We start from the raw sequence: 16803 nt of genomic DNA on the forward strand, positions 1-16803 counted from the left end.
AGACAAGGAGCAATATTGCTCAAAAATTTAATGACTTGATTTCTTTTTAGTGATCTATTAATCAGTTTTTTCCCTGTCTTATCAAACGCACATAATTGAAAAACAGACTTTACTAGATCAATTCCGATTGTATAAATATCACTCATGACGGTCTCCTTTTAAACTGACTTCCTCAGTATAGAAGGGGTGTCCATTTCATTATTTTATTAGTGCGCATGCGCGCTTATCACGTTAGACCAGTGAAAACGAGCACGGTTAACTATCTGTATGCAAAGAACTTATCAGCTTTCTGCCAAATACACCATCTGGAAAAACGCGCATGCGCGTTTTCCAGACCTATTAACTAAAATTCAGTTACTATATTCACCTGATTTTATAGGGTTTTATTTATTGCTGATGGAATTAGTGCGCACTGATTTTGTCTAAAAATCATACCAAAACACCTAAATTTAAATATGACTGTATAGCCATACATTATTAGCCGTTTAGCGGTAGGGCCAAACATAGGTAACTAGATGAAAATTTGTATGGCAACAAGAGTAGGTATTTTCGATTGAGATAACGAGCTGAAACACGAAAAGGGATAAAAAGCTTTTAGCCAAATGAACAGTTCAATGGTCGTTAAGATTGCCATTGTTGCAACTGTGACCGTTGGCGGCATGGATGCCGCCGTCGAGCCCTCAAGGATGAGTTCATGGCGTGTCACAGGGGAAACAATGACAATTCATCCAGCACACCAAGCGATAATACAATCTAGCTTTAGGCAAAAGTAAGTTAAATCCTCCAGCCAGTTCTCATTGCATCCAGATCCAAATCTTGATGGTTAAGTTCAAGTTAATCCAACTTACTGTCATCTGCATGTCACTTAAGCTTCATCATTCAGTCAAAGCCCGTCACTAATCTCTAAGGCAGTCAACAGCCGCATAGGGTGAATATGAGATGACTGGAGCTAATTACAGGGGACTTGATCGCACGCTTATCGACGCACTCAAGACTCCCCGCAACTCTTCCCGTAACACTCCCTCCAACTCTTCCGACAATGCTCCATCCAGTGTTTACGACACTTCCTTCTCAACCCCACATATTGCCAACGCCAGCAACGCCGCAAATAGCCAAACCATCACAGTCAACGCCCTCTGGCTATCGGATATCCATCTCGGTTGTAAGGATTGCAAAGCCGACTATCTGTTAAGCCTATTAAATACCGTGCGTTGTCAGCACTTGTATCTGGTCGGCGATATTGTGGATTTATGGGCGCTCAAACGCCGCCTGCACTGGCCCGAGAGTCACAATAAGGTATTGCAAAAACTGATTGAACTGGCACAAAACGGCACTCAGGTGATATATCTGCCGGGTAATCACGATGAGTTAATCAAGCCCTATGCCGAACTGACGCTACTGAACATCAAGATTGCTCGCCAACATATTCATCAGGGGATTGGCGGCCACAAACTATTAATGCTGCATGGCGATCAGTTCGATGCCGATGTTTGCGTTGGCCGCTTCTACGCCATCTTGGGAGATCATCTCTACGACTTGTTGCTGTTCCTCAACCGCAATCTCCATCGCCTGCGTGAGCGTTTAGGCTACCCGTATTGGTCACTCGCCAGCTATATCAAATCCCGCGTGGGCAAGGCGCAGACGGCTATCGCCCGTTTTCGCCAAGCCGTAGTGAATTATGCCCAGCACTATGATGTGGACGGCGTGATCTGCGGCCATATCCACCAGCCAGAGCTATCGGTTCACGCTCGAGATAACCAATACAGCACGCCGGATAAGCGCCAGATAATCTATGCCAATGATGGCGACTGGGTCGAAAACTGCAGCCTGATCACCGAAACCTTAAACGGGGAATTACAGCTCTGCCGCTGGAACGAGCAAAGCGTAAACCTCGATATTCTGAGCAGTATTGTGCTGGCGCAAACGCCACCCACAGCGCCTGTTAACGCCCCAAAACCTATTCCACAAACGGCCACACACAGCCCCAAACAAGCAGAAATCCAACCAAGGGATGTTGCCTAATCATGAACCCATTAACTCCTCATACCCCAAACGCTGATTCATTAAGCCCTAACACATTAAGCGCCAACGCATTAACGCAGGACGCAGCCATGCCACTGCCCGCCTTAAAAGCCAGTTCGATGATCTTTACTGTCGATAATGTGGTGGAGCAAAACCTGCCCGCCCTCAAGGACAAACCTTGGTTAGCCAAGCCGACTAAGGCCATGCTGCGCTACCTGTTGAATGAAAAACAATGTAACGAGATAGCCAATCAATTTGCCTATCTGCAAGGGGTCGATTTTGTCGAGCAAGTGCTCGCCAGCTTCGATTTTAGCTTTACCGTGCCCGCCAACGAGGTCGAAAATATTCCCTGTGAGGGCCGCGTGGTGATCTTCGCCAATCATCCGATTGGCTCCCTCGATGCCCTAGCTCTGATTAAACTCGTCAGCGAAATTCGCCCCGATATCAAGGTTGTGGCGAACGAGCTCCTGATGGCGCTCGAACCTTTGCATTCTATCCTACTGCCAGTGCGCAATATGACGGGCGGCACGCCGAAACAGCACCTCGAAAAAATCCACCAGCATCTGCGCAATGAAGGCGCGGTACTGATTTTCCCGTCGGGAGAAGTCTCTCGCCTGCGTCCGAGCGGCGTGCGCGATACCCAGTGGCACTCGGGCTTTTTGAAGATGGCGATTTCCTGTAATGCACCGCTGCTGCCAATCTTTTTGGATGCTAAAAACTCGGCCACCTTCTACGGCGCCTCGATGATTTACAAACCCTTAGCCACATTGCTATTGGTCAAGGAGATGTTTAAACAGGCCAAACGCAATATGCCCATTCGTATCGGCGAGCTTATCCCGAACGAAGCCGTACGCTCGATGGACTTTCCGCTAAAGACCAAGATAAAACTGCTTAAAAATCATCTGTATCGTATCGGTAAAGATAAAGACCCACTGTTTATCACCCAAAGCGCCATCGCCCACCCTGAGTCGCGCCGAGAGCTACAGGCCGCGCTGCAACAATGTGAACTCCTCGGCGAAACCCAAGATAACAAGCTGATTTATTTGTATCAGCATCAGGACAGTAACCCCATCATGCGCGAAATTGGTCGCCTACGGGAAATCGCCTTTCGCGCCGTTGGCGAAGGCACGGGCAAACGCCGCGATATCGATAAATATGATTCCTACTACCAACATCTGGTGTTGTGGGATAAAGAACAGTTTGAAATTGTCGGCGCCTATCGTTTCGCCAGCGGCGAGCAAGTGCTGAATCGCTACGGCGACAACGCCCTCTACAGCCAATCCCTGTTCCAATATGCCGACGGTTTTATGCCCTTCGTCAAACAAGGCTTAGAACTTGGCCGCAGCTTTGTGCAGCCCAAATATTGGGGCAAACGCAGTCTCGACTACCTCTGGTTTGGTATTGGCGCCTTCCTCGCAAAACATCCCGAATACCGCTACCTGTTTGGCCCTGTTTCTATCAGTAATCAACTGCCTGGCAGCGCGCGGGAGATGTTAGTGCATTTCTACTCCAAGGAGTTTGCGCCAGCAGAGCAGCTGGCGGTGTCCATGTCGCCCTTTGGCCTGTCCAAGCAGCGCAAGTTGCAGTTAGATGAACTCTATTCGGGCGAGGATTACCAAAGCCACTTTAAGCAACTCAAACAAATGCTGGCGAGTATGGGCGCCGCGGTGCCAACCCTGTACAAGCAGTACGGCGAGCTGTGTAAGCAGGATGGGGTGAAGTTTCTCGCCTTCGGGATCGATGCCGATTTTGGCGACTGTGTCGATGGCTTAGTCTTGGTCGATACCCATAAACTGAAAGGGAAAAAGTACCAGCGTTATATCGGCGCCCATTTACCCGAAGACTTACGCAACCCCTTGATGGCAGAGGACGAAACCGACGAACAGGATTAGGCACAAATCCGCCCTAATACATTGGCTAAATAAACATCGGTCTGTTATAAGTATCTGTAATACAGTGCATTAACGATACACGTCCTAGGAAGGGGTTTATCATGCCGATCATTATCGCCGATATTATGCGTACCCGAGTCGTCACGGTCGAAATGGACGATCGCTTAACCGTGGCGAAGGATATTTTCGATCAGGCAAACTTCCACCATCTGCTGGTGGTGGATGAATATAAACTCGAAGGGGTATTGTCGGAGCGCGACTTACTGCGTGCCATCAGCCCGAATCTGGGCAGCAGCGCCGAAACCGCTAAGGATCTCGAAACCCTACAAAAACGCGTTCATCAGGTGATGACCCGTAATCCCGTTACCGTTGCGCCACATGTGTCGCTCGATGCTGCGACGCACACCCTGCTAGAACACAACATTGGCTGTTTGCCCGTGCTCGATAATGGCGATTTAGTCGGGATTGTGACTTGGAAGGATTTACTGCGAGCCTATTGTGAGCACAATGAAGTCAATGAAAGCGAGTGCTAACGACACTCGCTTTCGACTTTATAAACTAGATCGCCCAGCCGCCCATATAGAAGGCCACAAGGCCCAGCGTAATGGCGAGCACGCCTAACTTAAGCTGACGGATTTCACCGCTAAAAATGCGGCCAACCACTAAAGTCACAAAGCCAAGCATAATACCGGTCACAATGTTACAGCTGAGGATGATGAATACGGCGCAGGTTAATCCCGCCATCGCATCGACCTTGTCATTAAAGTCCAGCTTAGTCACATTGCTGAGCATCAATAGCCCCACATACATCAGCGCAGGCGCCGTAGCATAGGCAGGCACTAAATAGCTGAGCGGCGCTAAAAACACCATCAGCAGGAATAATCCACCGACTATAGTCGCGGTTAAACCCGTCTTACCGCCCGCCGCCGTACCCGCCGCCGATTCGATATACACGGCAGCAGGGGCGCCACCAACGATACCCGCAAACATGCTGCTGACCGAATCCGAGGTCAGCGCCTTGCCACCGCCGACGATATTATCGTCTTTATCCAGCAGATTGGCTTGCCCTGCCACCGCGCGGATGGTGCCCGTGGCATCAAAAATCGCCGTCATCACCAGCGCCAGCACAATCGGTAATACCACAGGATTCAAGGCGCCCATAATATCCATTTGGCCAATCAGCGAGTGCTCAGAGGTAAAATCAGGCACGGCGAAGAAACCTTGGAATGTCACGCTTGGATCAAACACTAAACCAAACAGGGATAGGCCAATAATCACCAATAAAATCCCGCCGGGTACACCGCGACGCTCTAAACCGATAGTGGCCGCTAACCCCAGTACGGTGGCGATAACGGGCAGGCTGTTAATGTCGCCTAGCTTCACTGGCAGACCCGCGTCGTTGGCCACAATCAACTGCACACTGTTAGTGGCAATTAAGAGTAAAAACAAGCCAATACCTATACCTGTACCATGGGCAATCCCCTTGGGTAGGTTAGCCAGCACCCATTGACGCACGCCCGTGACACTCACAACGGTAAAAATCACGCCCATCCAAAAGATGGCGCCCAAGGTCACAGGGATACTCATGCCCTGACCTAACACTAAACCGAAGGCGGTAAAGGCGGTGAGTGAAATAGCACAACCAATAGCCATGGGCAGATTCGCCCAGAGTCCCATCAGCAGCGAGCCAAAGGAGGCAATTAAACAGGTGGCGACGAACACGGCGCCGGGATCGAATCCCGCTTTGCCTAACATATTGGGTACCACAATCACTGAGTACACCATAGCGAGGAAGGTGGTTAACCCTGCAATCACTTCTTGGCGTACTGTGCTACCACGTTGTTGAATTGAAAAATAACGGTCCAGAAACGAACCAGAGGGTACGGCTGTTGAACTCAATTGCTCAGACATATCTTGTTATACCTTGTGATCTCTTAAAATAGGGTCGATACCAATTGGCTTAACCATTGGCGACGCTGGCTGCGGCAGATTAGAGCCCCAAATCCAATGACTTGGGTGAGAGATCCACATCATTCTCCTACATCGGGAAAAATCCATGATCTGCAAGCAGTGACGCTTTGCATCGTTAAAATGGCTTTAACGAGACAAACGCAGCCTTTGTTGGGCGCGGATAATACTGTAAACGCCGCCAGATAGCTAAGACCTCGCCTGCACTTCAGTAAATAATTAGCGAAAAAATTCAAAATCAGTGTTTAAAAAAACGCCTAAACCGCACAGCAAACTGCCGAGTTCGATCACAGAAATTAGATTAACTCTCTGTCAGTAAAACAAAAAGTCATCGGCTTTTTAAAATTTTCATAATTTTTCATATATTGTCAAAGCCCATTCATCCCTACAGGCAAGTCCATTCACATCTCCCCTTTATAGTGCTCCCATCAAAAATCGCTTTCGAACGGAGCTCTTCCCAATGACAAAGCCCACCATGCAAACATCGGATAAGTCCTCACGCAGCAATGAGTTAAAGGCGCTGGGATTCATCATTTTCATACTCTTTCCCGCACTGACTGTCGCGGGGATCAGTCTCTACGGTTTCATCATTTGGATGATCCAAGCCTTCGGCGGCGTTGTCGGCCACTAATTCACTGATACTTTGAGGACGCTATTATGAAGTGGTTAACCAACCTCTGGCGCACACTAAACAAACCCACAAAAGCTCTCACCTTAGGCGCTGTCAGCATCAGTGCTTTTATCATGGGCATCATCTTCTGGGGCGGATTTAACACCGCACTGGAAGCCACCAACACCGAAGCCTTCTGTATTAGCTGCCACAGTATGGAAAGCAAGCCTTACCAAGAGTTGCAGGAAACGGTGCATTGGTCGAATCACTCTGGCGTGCGCGCTACCTGCCCCGACTGTCACGTGCCCCACAACTGGAGCCGTAAGATTGCCCGTAAGATGGAAGCTTCCCACGATGTTTGGGGCTGGTTATTCAACACGGTCAACACCCCTGAAAAATTTGAAGCTAAACGCCTGGAAATGGCGAGCCGCGAATGGAAACGTTTCGATCGCGACAATTCACTGGCCTGTAAAAACTGTCACAACTACAACTCGATGAAGTGGGAAAGCATGTCACCACTGGCGCAAAAACAGATGAAACGCGCCGCCGAAATCGACCAAAGCTGTATCGATTGCCACAAAGGTATTGCCCACCATTTACCTGAAATGGGCACGGCCCGCGCACCCGAACTCATCGCCGAAGTGGGCGCTGGCGTCAGCTCAGTCGAAACCAACCAAACCTACTACAGCGCCCTGACTAAGCCACTGTTCTTTAGTGAAAAAGGTGACGTTGAAGCCGGTACCTTAAACGTGGCCACTAAAGTCAAAGTGCTCGAAACCCAAGGTAAGCGCATCAAAATTGGCATCGATGGCTGGCGTAAGAAAATCGGCGCAGGCCGCGTGATCTACATGGACTTTGGGGTAAACATTCTGTCGGCGCAGTTAAGCAAAGATGCCGCCGAAACCGAAGGTGTTATCCAAACCTTTGAAGAGAAAGAAGACCCAATGACAGGCCTGAAATGGCAACGGGTTGAAGCCCAAATCTGGACCGATAAGGATTACCTGCTCACCGAGCTACAACCACTCTGGGGCTATGCCCGCGATACGTTCCGCTCAAGCTGTAGCGTGTGCCACACCCAGCCAGATGAAGCGCATTTCGATGCCAATACCTGGCCTGGCATGTTCCAAGGCATGTTGGCCTTCGTGAACATGGACCAAGACACCCAAGCGCTAGTGCAGAAATACCTGCAGGAACATTCGTCAACCTTCGTGAAAAAAGAGCACTAATTCGGGAGTAATACCATGAACAGAAGAGACTTTTTAAAAGGCTTAGCCTCAACCTCTTTCGTTGCTTTAGGTGGCAGCTCAGTGTTAGCGCCCTTAAATGCGCTGGCCAGCACGGGCTTAAATGAAGACGAATGGCTGACCACGGGCTCACACTTTGGCGCCTTTAAAATCAAACGTAAAAACGGTGTGATTGCCGAAGTCAAAGCCTTCGATTTAGATAAATATCCAACGGATATGATTAACGGTATCCGCGGCATGGTCTACAACCCATCCCGCGTGCGTTACCCTATGGTTCGCTTAGACTTTTTACTAAAAGGCCATAAGAGCAATACCCAGCAACGGGGGGATTTCCGTTTCGTTCGTGTGACCTGGGATAAAGCATTAAAGCTGTTTAAACACTCACTCGATGAAGTCCAAACCAAGTACGGTCCATCGGGCTTACACGCGGGGCAAACTGGCTGGCGCGCAACCGGGCAACTGCATTCCAGCACCAGCCATATGCAGCGGGCTGTGGGGATGCACGGCAACTATGTGAAGAAAATCGGTGACTACTCCACCGGAGCCGGCCAAACCATTCTGCCCTATGTGTTAGGTTCAACCGAAGTGTATGCCCAAGGCACCTCTTGGCCGCTGATCTTAGAAAACAGCAACACTATAGTGCTCTGGTCAAACGATCCTTACAAAAACCTGCAAGTGGGTTGGAACGCCGAAACCCATGAGGCCTTCGCTTACCTCGCGCAGCTAAAAGAGAAGGTTAAACAGGGCAAGATCCGCGTGATCAGTATCGACCCTGTGGTCACCAAAACTCAGGCTTACCTTGGCTGTGAACAGTTGTATGTGAACCCACAGACTGACGTGACGCTGATGCTGGCCATCGCCCATGAGATGATTACCCAAAAGCTTTACGATGATAAATTCATCCAAGGCTACAGCTTAGGCTTCGAAGAGTTTGTGCCTTACGTAATGGGCACTAAAGATGGTATCGCCAAAACCCCTGAGTGGGCAGCGCCAATCTGTGGGGTTGAGCCACACATCATTCGCGATCTGGCGAAAACCTTAGTTAAGGGCCGCACTCAAATCATGATGGGTTGGTGTATTCAGCGCCAACAACACGGTGAGCAACCTTACTGGATGGCCGCAGTCCTCGCGACCATGATAGGACAAATTGGTTTGCCCGGCGGCGGCATCAGCTATGGTCACCACTACTCTAGCATTGGTGTACCTGCGACAAATGCGGCGGCGCCCGGCGCCTTCCCGCGTAACTTAGACGAGAACCAAAAACCCCTGTTCGACAGCACCGACTTTAAAGGCGCGAGCAGCACGATTCCCGTCGCCCGTTGGATTGATGCGATCCTCGAGCCCGGCAAAACCATTGATGCCAACGGTTCGAAAGTGGTGTATCCCGATATTAAGATGATGATTTTCTCGGGCAATAACCCATGGAACCACCATCAAGACCGTAACCGCATGAAGCAAGCCTTCCATAAGTTGGAATGCGTGGTCACTATCGATGTGAACTGGACGGCGACTTGCCGCTTCTCCGACATAGTGCTGCCCGCCTGCACCACCTATGAGCGCAACGATATCGACGTATACGGCGCCTATGCTAACCGCGGTATTTTGGCGATGCAGAAGATGGTCGAGCCGCTGTTTGAAAGTTTGTCAGACTTTGAAATCTTCACTCGTTTTGCCGCGCTGATGGGTAAAGAGAAAGAATACACCCGCAATATGAGCGAGATGGAGTGGATAGAAACCCTCTATAACGAGTGTAAAGCCGCGAACGCGGGTAAGTATGAGATGCCAGATTTTGCCACTTTCTGGAAGCAAGGTTATGTGCACTTTGGTGATGGCGAGCTGTGGACACGCCACGCCGACTTTAGAAACGATCCTGAAATCAATCCATTAGGTACGCCTTCGGGCTTGATTGAAATCTTCAGCCGTAAGATTGAACAGTTCGGTTATGACGACTGCCAAGGCCATCCAATTTGGATGGAAAAAGCCGAGCGTAGCCATGGTGGCCCAGGTTCGGACAAATATCCTGTGTGGCTACAATCTTGCCACCCGGATAAACGTCTGCACTCACAAATGTGTGAGTCGAAGGAATACCGCGAAACCTACACAGTCAACGGCCGCGAACCCATCTATATCAGCCCTGTGGATGCCAAAGCGCGCGGCATTAAAGATGGCGATATAGTGCGCGTCTTTAACGACCGTGGCCAACTGTTAGCGGGCGCCGTGGTATCGGATCGCTTCCCTAAAGGTGTAGTGCGAATTCATGAAGGCGCATGGTATGGCCCAGTGGGTAAAGATGGCAGCGTCGAAGGCGGCGCCGAAATCGGTGCCCTGTGTAGCTATGGCGACCCGAATACTCTGACCTTAGACATTGGCACATCGAAGTTGGCTCAAGCCTGCTCAGCCTATACTTGTCTGGTCGAGTTTGAGAAATACCAAGGCAAAGTCCCTAAGGTCAGCTCCTTCGATGGTCCTATCGAAGTCGAAATCTAACCGAGCCCACAAGGCGATGCGCCTAGCCAACTAGGCGCATTCCACTGTTAATCTTGAGGAACATGCGATGAGCAACGTCGATATCAATCATGCCAGAGCCTTAGTGTATCAACTGCTGTCTTCTCTGTTTGCCCGCGAAATTGATGAGCAGCGCCTTAAGCAACTCACCAGTGAGCAAGCGCAGCAATTCTGGACACAACTGGGTTATGCGCCCGAGTTTAGTGCGCCAGTCGTCAGCATACAGAAGGTGCTGAATGGCTTAACGAGCGATGAAGCCTTGCTCGAACTTGCCGCCGATTATTGCGGTTTATTCCTTGTAGGCACAAAGCACAGCGCCTCGCCCTATGCCAGCCTGTACTTGAGCCACGAGGAAGAACCCTTGCTATTTGGGCAGCAGCATCAACAAATGAGCGAGTTTTTACACCAGAGCCAACTGCAAGTGCAGAGTCACTTCCCTGAGCCTGCCGATCACTTAGCCGTGATACTCGCCTATATGGGACACTTAACTTGTCACAGTGAAGATGCTGCCCAGTTAAGCTTCCTAAATGCTTGTATAGACTCTTGGTTAGCCAAGTTTGTCGCCAAGGTCGTTGAGTGTGATAGCAAACACAGCAATGGCTTTTACAGCGCTCTCGCCACACTCACCCTCGCTTGGGTGCAGCAAGATAAACAGCTGTTAGAACAGGCAATGCATTGATCGCCATAAGCCTAAAACCCGAGTAGCGTTAAACCCGAGTAGCGTTAAACCCAAGTAGCGTTAAACCCGAGTAGCGTTAAACCTGAGTAGCGTTAAACCAGAGTCGCATTAAGACTCAAATTGATGGCTCATGTCTTGTTCTGAAATAAGTTAACAAAAGCGGCTCCCATGGGAGCCGCTTTTTTATTCCTCGATTTGCATTGGTTAGGCAGAAATACGTGCTTGTAAGAACGACTCACTTATAGCGTTAACGTCTTTTCGCGAATCCTTAACTGCTAATCCCGTGCTGCTAATCCAGTGTTGCTAGCCCTGTGTTGCGAGCCACTGCTCAAGCGCTGTTATCGACGCCTGCCAGCAGGCGGTTAATTCAGCCACCGCCTTGCTATCCAATCCATTTTCCCCTGTGGTGTTGAGTGTTTTCTCCCACTGCTGACAACACACAGTCAGTGCTTTTAGCCCCATGCTGGCACTGCTGCCCTTAAGCGCATGCAATAGTTTTGCGCCCTCGCTGAAATCCGCCACAGCGCTTAGCGCCGAGAGTCGCTCAATTTGCTCGGCACTGGAGGTTCGATAGAGCGCCAACATATCACTCACGGCTTTCACGCCTAAGACCTCAAGATCTTGCTGTAACTGGTTAAGATCTAACAAGGTTTCAGCTTGATGCTTCTGGCTGGTAGGTTCGGCCTTATTCGGCGATTGAAGTGATTGCGGCGATGACTCGCCTAGTGAAGTCGGCATTGAAGCTGGCACACGCGCAAGACCTAACCATTCGGTCAGGGTTTGCAGGCTCAAGGGTTTAGCCAACACAGTATCAAACCCTGCCTCCCGATACAGGCTAAGATCCTCCGTCTGCATCTGCGCGGTAAAGGCGGCAAACTTCACCTTGTCATTGGCGAATAACGCCTTTAACTGGGGTAATAGCATGAGTCCCGAGCCATCACTCAGCTGAATATCGAGCATCACGGCATCGAATGCCTTATCGCCACTCACATGCGCCAGCGCCTGCTGACAACTGACGGCCAAGCTGGAGCTGTGGCCTAAATGCGCCAAAAATCCCTGCGCGACCATGGCATTGACCTTGTTGTCTTCAATCACTAACACCCTCTGGGGATTAACCCGCTTTTGCACCTGAGTTTGCGTATCCAATGCCCTATCACACTGGGTAAAGCTCAGCTCAAAACCAAACTCGCTGCCCTTGCCTGGCTCGCTCTTAACCCAAATGCCTGGCCCCTCGGCATCCATCAGTCCAACTAACTGTTTGCAGATGGCAAGCCCTAAGCCTGTCCCACGGCTGCGCCCCTGATTAGGCAATACGCAGTAAGGCATAAATAATTGCTCGCGCACCTCGGGCGCAATCCCCACGCCGGTATCGGCCACCACAAAGGCTAACTTATCGCCTCGAACGCTAACATTGAGACTCACGCCGCCTTCGGGGGTGAATTTAATGCCGTTACCAATCAAGTTAAACAGCACTTGCCTCAACTTAGGGCCATCAATCTGAATACACGCGGGTAACTGGGGGCGATTCAGCCTTAGGCTCAATCCCGCCAAATTGGCGCCCGCCACCATGATCGCCAGCACTTCATCGAGCAGAGCGTTGATATCCGTTGGCCTAGGCTCATTGGTTAAATTACCCTGCTCGAGGCGGGAGAAATCGAGAATATCGCTCAGCACGGTTTGCAGCAACGTGCCGCTGTATTGTGACAGCGCGAGCATCTGTTGCTGCGCGGGCGGTAACTGGCTATGGCCGAGCAGGGTAAGCGTCCCGAGTAAACCATTGAGCGGGGTGCGAATTTCATGACTCATGGTCGCCAAGAATTGGGATTTTGCCTGACTCGCCTCCTCGGCAACGATTCTTGCCTTCGCGTGGCCTTTGGCCTCCGCATCGAGACGCAGGTTGGCTTCGGCCAATTCCTGCGTGCGCGTGGCCACGGTTTGTTCGAGGGCCTTTTTATGCTCGGTCAGCTCATCGGCGACCTGGCGTAAATCCGTCTGCAATTTCAGGTTATGGGCGGTTTTTCGCTTAAATGCCTCGATAGCATTGGCCATGGCGGTCAATTCATCGTCGCCGTGGGCATCGAGGCTCACATTGATGTCCCCTAAACTTAAGCGCGACATGGCCTCGGTCGCCTGATTTAACCTCAAGGCAATACCGCGATAGATCACCCGATAGACCACGACGGCCATGATAACCAACATTAATATGCCCGTGCCCCACAGCCCCAAGCGGGCGTAAGACAACTGCATTAAATAATCACTTCGCGCCAGCTCCGCCCGCTGTTGCTGTTGATTAAGCGCACTGTCCACCAGCGTGTTGAGGCTATAGAGTTTTTCCGCTAACTCCTGCTGCTGCCGCTGTTGGCGCTGCAGGCTTTGACTCAGTTCTCGCTGTAATTTAATGATTTTTGGGGTATGAAGAAGGAGTGCCAGCTCCGCCTTTAGCGCATTGAGCCTGCCGGGGTCGCGGATAAGCTCAGATACTGTGGTGAGCGCCATTAAATCGATACCCACCTCTGCCGCTGGCGCCTCAGTGGTTGCCAGCTCGATAGCCGTCCCTTGCTTTGGATGATCTGGATGATTTGGATGATTCTGCGCCATGGGGTGCGCTGGTGCAGTACTGGCAAAGGTTGCCAATAAACGGGGAACACTCAATTGCAGTTCGGACTGTAATTCGGATGCCTCAAATAACTGACTGAGCAGCGCAATTTGATGCACTAATTTGAGAGCGCGGTTGAGCTGCTCCTGCACATCTAACTCTCGCTCAATCACATCATCGAGCAATTGGCCACTGCGTTTATCCCCCGCCATATCCGGATAGGCTTGGCTGAGTTTTGCCAAAATCGCCGAGTCGACAACCGCCAATTCGGATTGCAATAACTCAGAGGCGCGGCCTGCGGCAACCGATAATTCGCGGGCCCTAAGCTGTAACTCATCGCCTAAGGTAATACGCTGGCCTACACTCTTACCCAATAAGGTTAATTGCTCGATGATTTGCCCAGCTAATACGGATAGATGATTATCTTCGTTCACATCCAGTGTTAGTAACACTTTGATGCTATTTAACATTGTGGCGCTTTCAAGGCTGAGCTTACGGCCGATAAATTCCCGCTGCCGCTCGTCCTCCACTTGGCCTAACTGGGTCACGCCATCGGATAAGGCATTAGAGGCCTGCACTAATTGGCGCGCGGCTTGAGAGGCGGGTAAGGATTCTTCATACAGATAACTGTCGGCCTGTTTGAGCCAATGCAAACTCAGGCTACCTAAGCTAACCAGTAGCAACAGCAATACCCCAAGCACGCCGAAGGCGAGCATGAGTCTGCCGGTTAAACTACTTCGCGATAAAGATAAAGGCGCCACACTTGTTCCTTCTGTTACAATGCCTTCGAGATAATCACAGTGGATGATACGAGACAATGGGAAAATTTTGGCAAGCTTTGCTCACACTCACCACTTTTGGCCTGTTATGTTTATCTGCAACTGGCGCCAACAGCCAAACTTGGCCATTGGAGCAACGCCATCCCTTTAATGCCAAGATTCAACAGGCGCAGGCACTTAATTATCATCCCCTGAGTAAAGCACAACAGGCTTGGCGCATTTGTGCCTTAGTCCCGCACCTGAAGGATGCCTATTGGATTGGCATCGACTACGGCCTGATCCAACAGGCGAAACACCTCGGTGTGTCGCTGGATCTGTTCGAAGCGGGCAGCTACTACCATCAAGATAAACAGCTCGAGCAATTAAGCGCCTGCATGAAGGGAGATTACGACGCGATTTTGCTTGGCGCCGTGAGTCCCAATCTGCTCGAACAGTTTTCTGAGCCGCTAACCAAACCCGTGCTCGCCCTAGTGAATAAGCTCAACGCTAAGCAAGTGCAGACCCATATCGGCGTTAACTGGTATCAAATGGGGCTCAGCGCGGGCAATTTTATTAAGGCGGATGCCAAAGCGCATACGCCCACCCAGCCGACCACCTTGGCCCTCTTAGCGGGCCCTGAAAACCTCGGTGGCACAGATTTAGTCGAACAAGGCATTCGCCATGCCCTCGAGGGCAGCAATGTCAGCATCAGTGCGATTCAGCATGCCGATAACAATCGCAATCTCTACCGCGATCAATTACAGATACTGCTTAAGGCCCAGCGCCCAGACTATATTCTCGGCAGTGCGGTGGCGATAGAAGCCGCTGTCAGTACCCTCAAACAAAAGCAGCTGACGCAAGACATCAAGCTGGTGAGTAGTTACTTATCCCCCGCGATTCTGCGCGGCTTAAAGCGACAAAAAGTGGTCTACAGCAATGATGACTTGGTCGTGTTACAGGGTAAACTCGCTATCGATGTCACGGTAAAACAACTCGAAGGCGCTGCGCCTTTTGGCGATATAGGTCCTGCTATCGTTGAGCGCACGACCTCACAAAATACCCTATCTGATCTTAGCTTTAGTCTCGCCGAAGCGGATTTTTATCCCCTGTATCAAGTGCGCCCCTAAGTGCTTAACATAGCGATTAACTCTACACTTAACACAGGCCTAAAATCAGGTGTTTAAGTTAGGAACTTAAGTTAGCAATTAGTCATCCACCTTAGCGGCAAACAAATAGCCCTCGCCGTGGACAGTAACAAAGAGTTCGGGATTAAGCTTATTACGCAGGCGGCGGATGATGACATCTATGGTTCTGTCATTCACATCCTGATTGCGATGACTGGTTTGCTGCATTAAACGCTCGCGGGAAAGTACCTGCTGCGGATGTAAAGCAAAGGCGGTTAACAACTCAAATTCGGCCTTAGTGAGCTTGATAAGTTCCTCCCCTTGGCGCAGCTTACGGCTGTTTAATTCAAGCCGATAGCCTTCAAAACTCATCACATCATCGGGCTCGGATAATTCCTGCACCAGTGCTTGTTCGGCTTGTTTTACCAGAGAAATCCGCCACAGTAGGTTTTTAACCCTAACCAATAGCTCCCGCAGCTCGAAGGGCTTAGTCACATAATCATCGGCGCCCATCTCCAGGCCAACGATTTTATCAATCGATTCATCACGGCCCGAGACTAAGATAATCCCCACATGGGAGCGGCTACGTAACTCACGGGTTAAGCTCAAACCATCCACCCCGGGCAGGTTAATGTCTAACATAATTAAATCAATATGTTGACGATTAAACTCGTGCCACATCTGCTCGCCATCGGCCGCCTCGACAACGCGGTAACCTTCTTTTTCAAAATACCCTTTCAATCGAGCACGAATAACCGCTTCATCATCGACAACGAGCACACTATAGGCCATGTTCTACATCTCTTATTTTGCTTAACTGAATTATTCATACTTTTTCATATTTGCATATGAGGAAAAGGTAAAATATGCGATCTCCGTTACTTTCTCGCACAAAAAACTGCCGAACTTTTACAGTAACATCAATATGACATATGCTTAGGCATATTGATTGGGGTGAGCACTAACAAACTATGAACAATAAAGAAGTAGTGATTGATGAAAGACGAAAGTTCTCGCGGATCCTCTTTGCCGCTAGCGCATCGGTACACCAAGGCGATAAACAGTGGCAAACCACCATACTCGACCTCAGCCTAAATGGCGCACTAGTGGACGAACCTGCCGGATTTAGCCATTCAGGTGAGCCTATCACCCTGAGTTTTACCTTGCCGGGCTCGGATATTGAGCTGCAAATGGAAACCGAGTTAGTGCATCAACGCAACCAGCAACTGGGCCTGAAATGTAACTTTATCGATGTTGACAGCATCAGCCACCTCAAACGCATCGTTGAGCTGAACCTAGGCGATGCGTCGATACTGAATCGTGAATTAGCGCTATTTATCGAAAAACACAACAGCGCCGATTAAGCGAAAAGCTCGGCGTGACGCAGATTTCACCGCCGATAACA

Annotated in this window: 12 protein-coding genes; 9 read left to right on the forward strand and 3 right to left on the reverse strand. The window is 50.2% G+C overall.

Translation table 11 applies throughout. From position 1 onward, the window contains the following. Positions 1 to 939 precede the first annotated feature (939 nt). The 3 genes from L2713_RS00005 to L2713_RS00015 all read left to right on the forward strand — a co-directional run bounded on the left by L2713_RS00005 (position 940) and on the right by L2713_RS00015 (position 4447). The gene (locus L2713_RS00005) at positions 940 to 2022 is read left to right on the forward strand and encodes a UDP-2,3-diacylglucosamine diphosphatase (RefSeq protein ID WP_248966456.1); all 1083 of its coding nucleotides are present in this window, start codon (positions 940 to 942) and stop codon (positions 2020 to 2022) included. 119 nt (positions 2023 to 2141) lie between these two features. Beyond that, a complete protein-coding gene (olsF, locus tag L2713_RS00010; protein ID WP_487250710.1) occupies positions 2142 to 3914 on the forward strand; it encodes a bifunctional ornithine lipid synthase OlsF in 1773 nt (590 codons plus the stop codon). Positions 3915 to 4015: 101 nt separating this feature from the next. After that, the gene (locus tag L2713_RS00015) at positions 4016 to 4447 is read left to right on the forward strand and encodes a CBS domain-containing protein (protein WP_011621846.1); all 432 of its coding nucleotides are present in this window, start codon (positions 4016 to 4018) and stop codon (positions 4445 to 4447) included. Between the two features lie 25 nt (positions 4448 to 4472). On the opposite strand, the gene L2713_RS00020 is transcribed toward L2713_RS00015, so the two are convergent. Then, the gene (locus L2713_RS00020) at positions 4473 to 5825 is read right to left on the reverse strand and encodes an NCS2 family permease (protein WP_011621845.1); all 1353 of its coding nucleotides are present in this window, start codon (positions 5823 to 5825) and stop codon (positions 4473 to 4475) included. Between the two features lie 517 nt (positions 5826 to 6342). Here L2713_RS00020 and torE point away from each other — a divergent pair. From torE to torD, 4 genes are all read left to right on the forward strand, one after another. Further along, entirely contained in the window at positions 6343 to 6513 is a 171-nt protein-coding gene (torE, locus tag L2713_RS00025) for a trimethylamine N-oxide reductase system protein TorE (protein ID WP_011621844.1), read from the forward strand. 26 nt (positions 6514 to 6539) lie between these two features. Continuing rightward, a complete protein-coding gene (gene torC / locus L2713_RS00030; protein WP_011625513.1) occupies positions 6540 to 7718 on the forward strand; it encodes a pentaheme c-type cytochrome TorC in 1179 nt (392 codons plus the stop codon). Positions 7719 to 7733: 15 nt separating this feature from the next. Then, positions 7734 to 10223, forward strand: coding sequence for a trimethylamine-N-oxide reductase TorA (torA, locus tag L2713_RS00035; protein WP_011621842.1), 2490 nt, complete (start codon positions 7734 to 7736; stop codon positions 10221 to 10223). 67 nt (positions 10224 to 10290) lie between these two features. Then, on the forward strand, positions 10291 to 10920 hold the full coding sequence (gene torD / locus L2713_RS00040; protein WP_248966457.1) for a molecular chaperone TorD: 630 nt from the start codon (positions 10291 to 10293) through the stop codon (positions 10918 to 10920). Between the two features lie 303 nt (positions 10921 to 11223). On the opposite strand, the gene torS is transcribed toward torD, so the two are convergent. Then, entirely contained in the window at positions 11224 to 14277 is a 3054-nt protein-coding gene (gene torS / locus L2713_RS00045) for a TMAO reductase system sensor histidine kinase/response regulator TorS (RefSeq protein ID WP_248966458.1), read from the reverse strand. Between the two features lie 56 nt (positions 14278 to 14333). Between torS and torT the strand changes: the two genes are divergently transcribed. Continuing rightward, positions 14334 to 15401, forward strand: coding sequence for a TMAO reductase system periplasmic protein TorT (gene torT, locus L2713_RS00050; protein WP_248966459.1), 1068 nt, complete (start codon positions 14334 to 14336; stop codon positions 15399 to 15401). Between the two features lie 78 nt (positions 15402 to 15479). Here the strand turns inward: torT and torR are convergent, their stop codons facing one another. Beyond that, on the reverse strand, positions 15480 to 16190 hold the full coding sequence (gene torR, locus L2713_RS00055; RefSeq protein WP_011625509.1) for a two-component system response regulator TorR: 711 nt from the start codon (positions 16188 to 16190) through the stop codon (positions 15480 to 15482). Positions 16191 to 16390: 200 nt separating this feature from the next. Between torR and L2713_RS00060 the strand changes: the two genes are divergently transcribed. Beyond that, a complete protein-coding gene (locus L2713_RS00060) occupies positions 16391 to 16762 on the forward strand; it encodes a PilZ domain-containing protein (RefSeq protein WP_248966741.1) in 372 nt (123 codons plus the stop codon). Positions 16763 to 16803 lie beyond the last annotated feature (41 nt).

Source organism: Shewanella seohaensis, from assembly GCF_023283775.1.
In the GTDB taxonomy this organism is placed as follows: Bacteria; Pseudomonadota; Gammaproteobacteria; order Enterobacterales; family Shewanellaceae; genus Shewanella; species Shewanella seohaensis.

What these genes read in the sequence shown, in the direction of transcription:
- L2713_RS00005 (WP_248966456.1), top strand. Translation starts at nt 940, where the DNA reads ATGACTGGAGCTAATTACAGGGGACTTGATCGCACGCTTATCGACGCA.
- olsF (WP_487250710.1), top strand. Translation starts at nt 2,142, where the DNA reads ATGATCTTTACTGTCGATAATGTGGTGGAGCAAAACCTGCCCGCCCTC.
- L2713_RS00015 (WP_011621846.1), top strand. Translation starts at nt 4,016, where the DNA reads ATGCCGATCATTATCGCCGATATTATGCGTACCCGAGTCGTCACGGTC.
- L2713_RS00020 (WP_011621845.1), bottom strand. Translation starts at nt 5,825, where the DNA reads ATGTCTGAGCAATTGAGTTCAACAGCCGTACCCTCTGGTTCGTTTCTG.
- torE (WP_011621844.1), top strand. Translation starts at nt 6,343, where the DNA reads ATGACAAAGCCCACCATGCAAACATCGGATAAGTCCTCACGCAGCAAT.
- torC (WP_011625513.1), top strand. Translation starts at nt 6,540, where the DNA reads ATGAAGTGGTTAACCAACCTCTGGCGCACACTAAACAAACCCACAAAA.
- torA (WP_011621842.1), top strand. Translation starts at nt 7,734, where the DNA reads ATGAACAGAAGAGACTTTTTAAAAGGCTTAGCCTCAACCTCTTTCGTT.
- torD (WP_248966457.1), top strand. Translation starts at nt 10,291, where the DNA reads ATGAGCAACGTCGATATCAATCATGCCAGAGCCTTAGTGTATCAACTG.
- torT (WP_248966459.1), top strand. Translation starts at nt 14,334, where the DNA reads ATGGGAAAATTTTGGCAAGCTTTGCTCACACTCACCACTTTTGGCCTG.
- torR (WP_011625509.1), bottom strand. Translation starts at nt 16,190, where the DNA reads ATGGCCTATAGTGTGCTCGTTGTCGATGATGAAGCGGTTATTCGTGCT.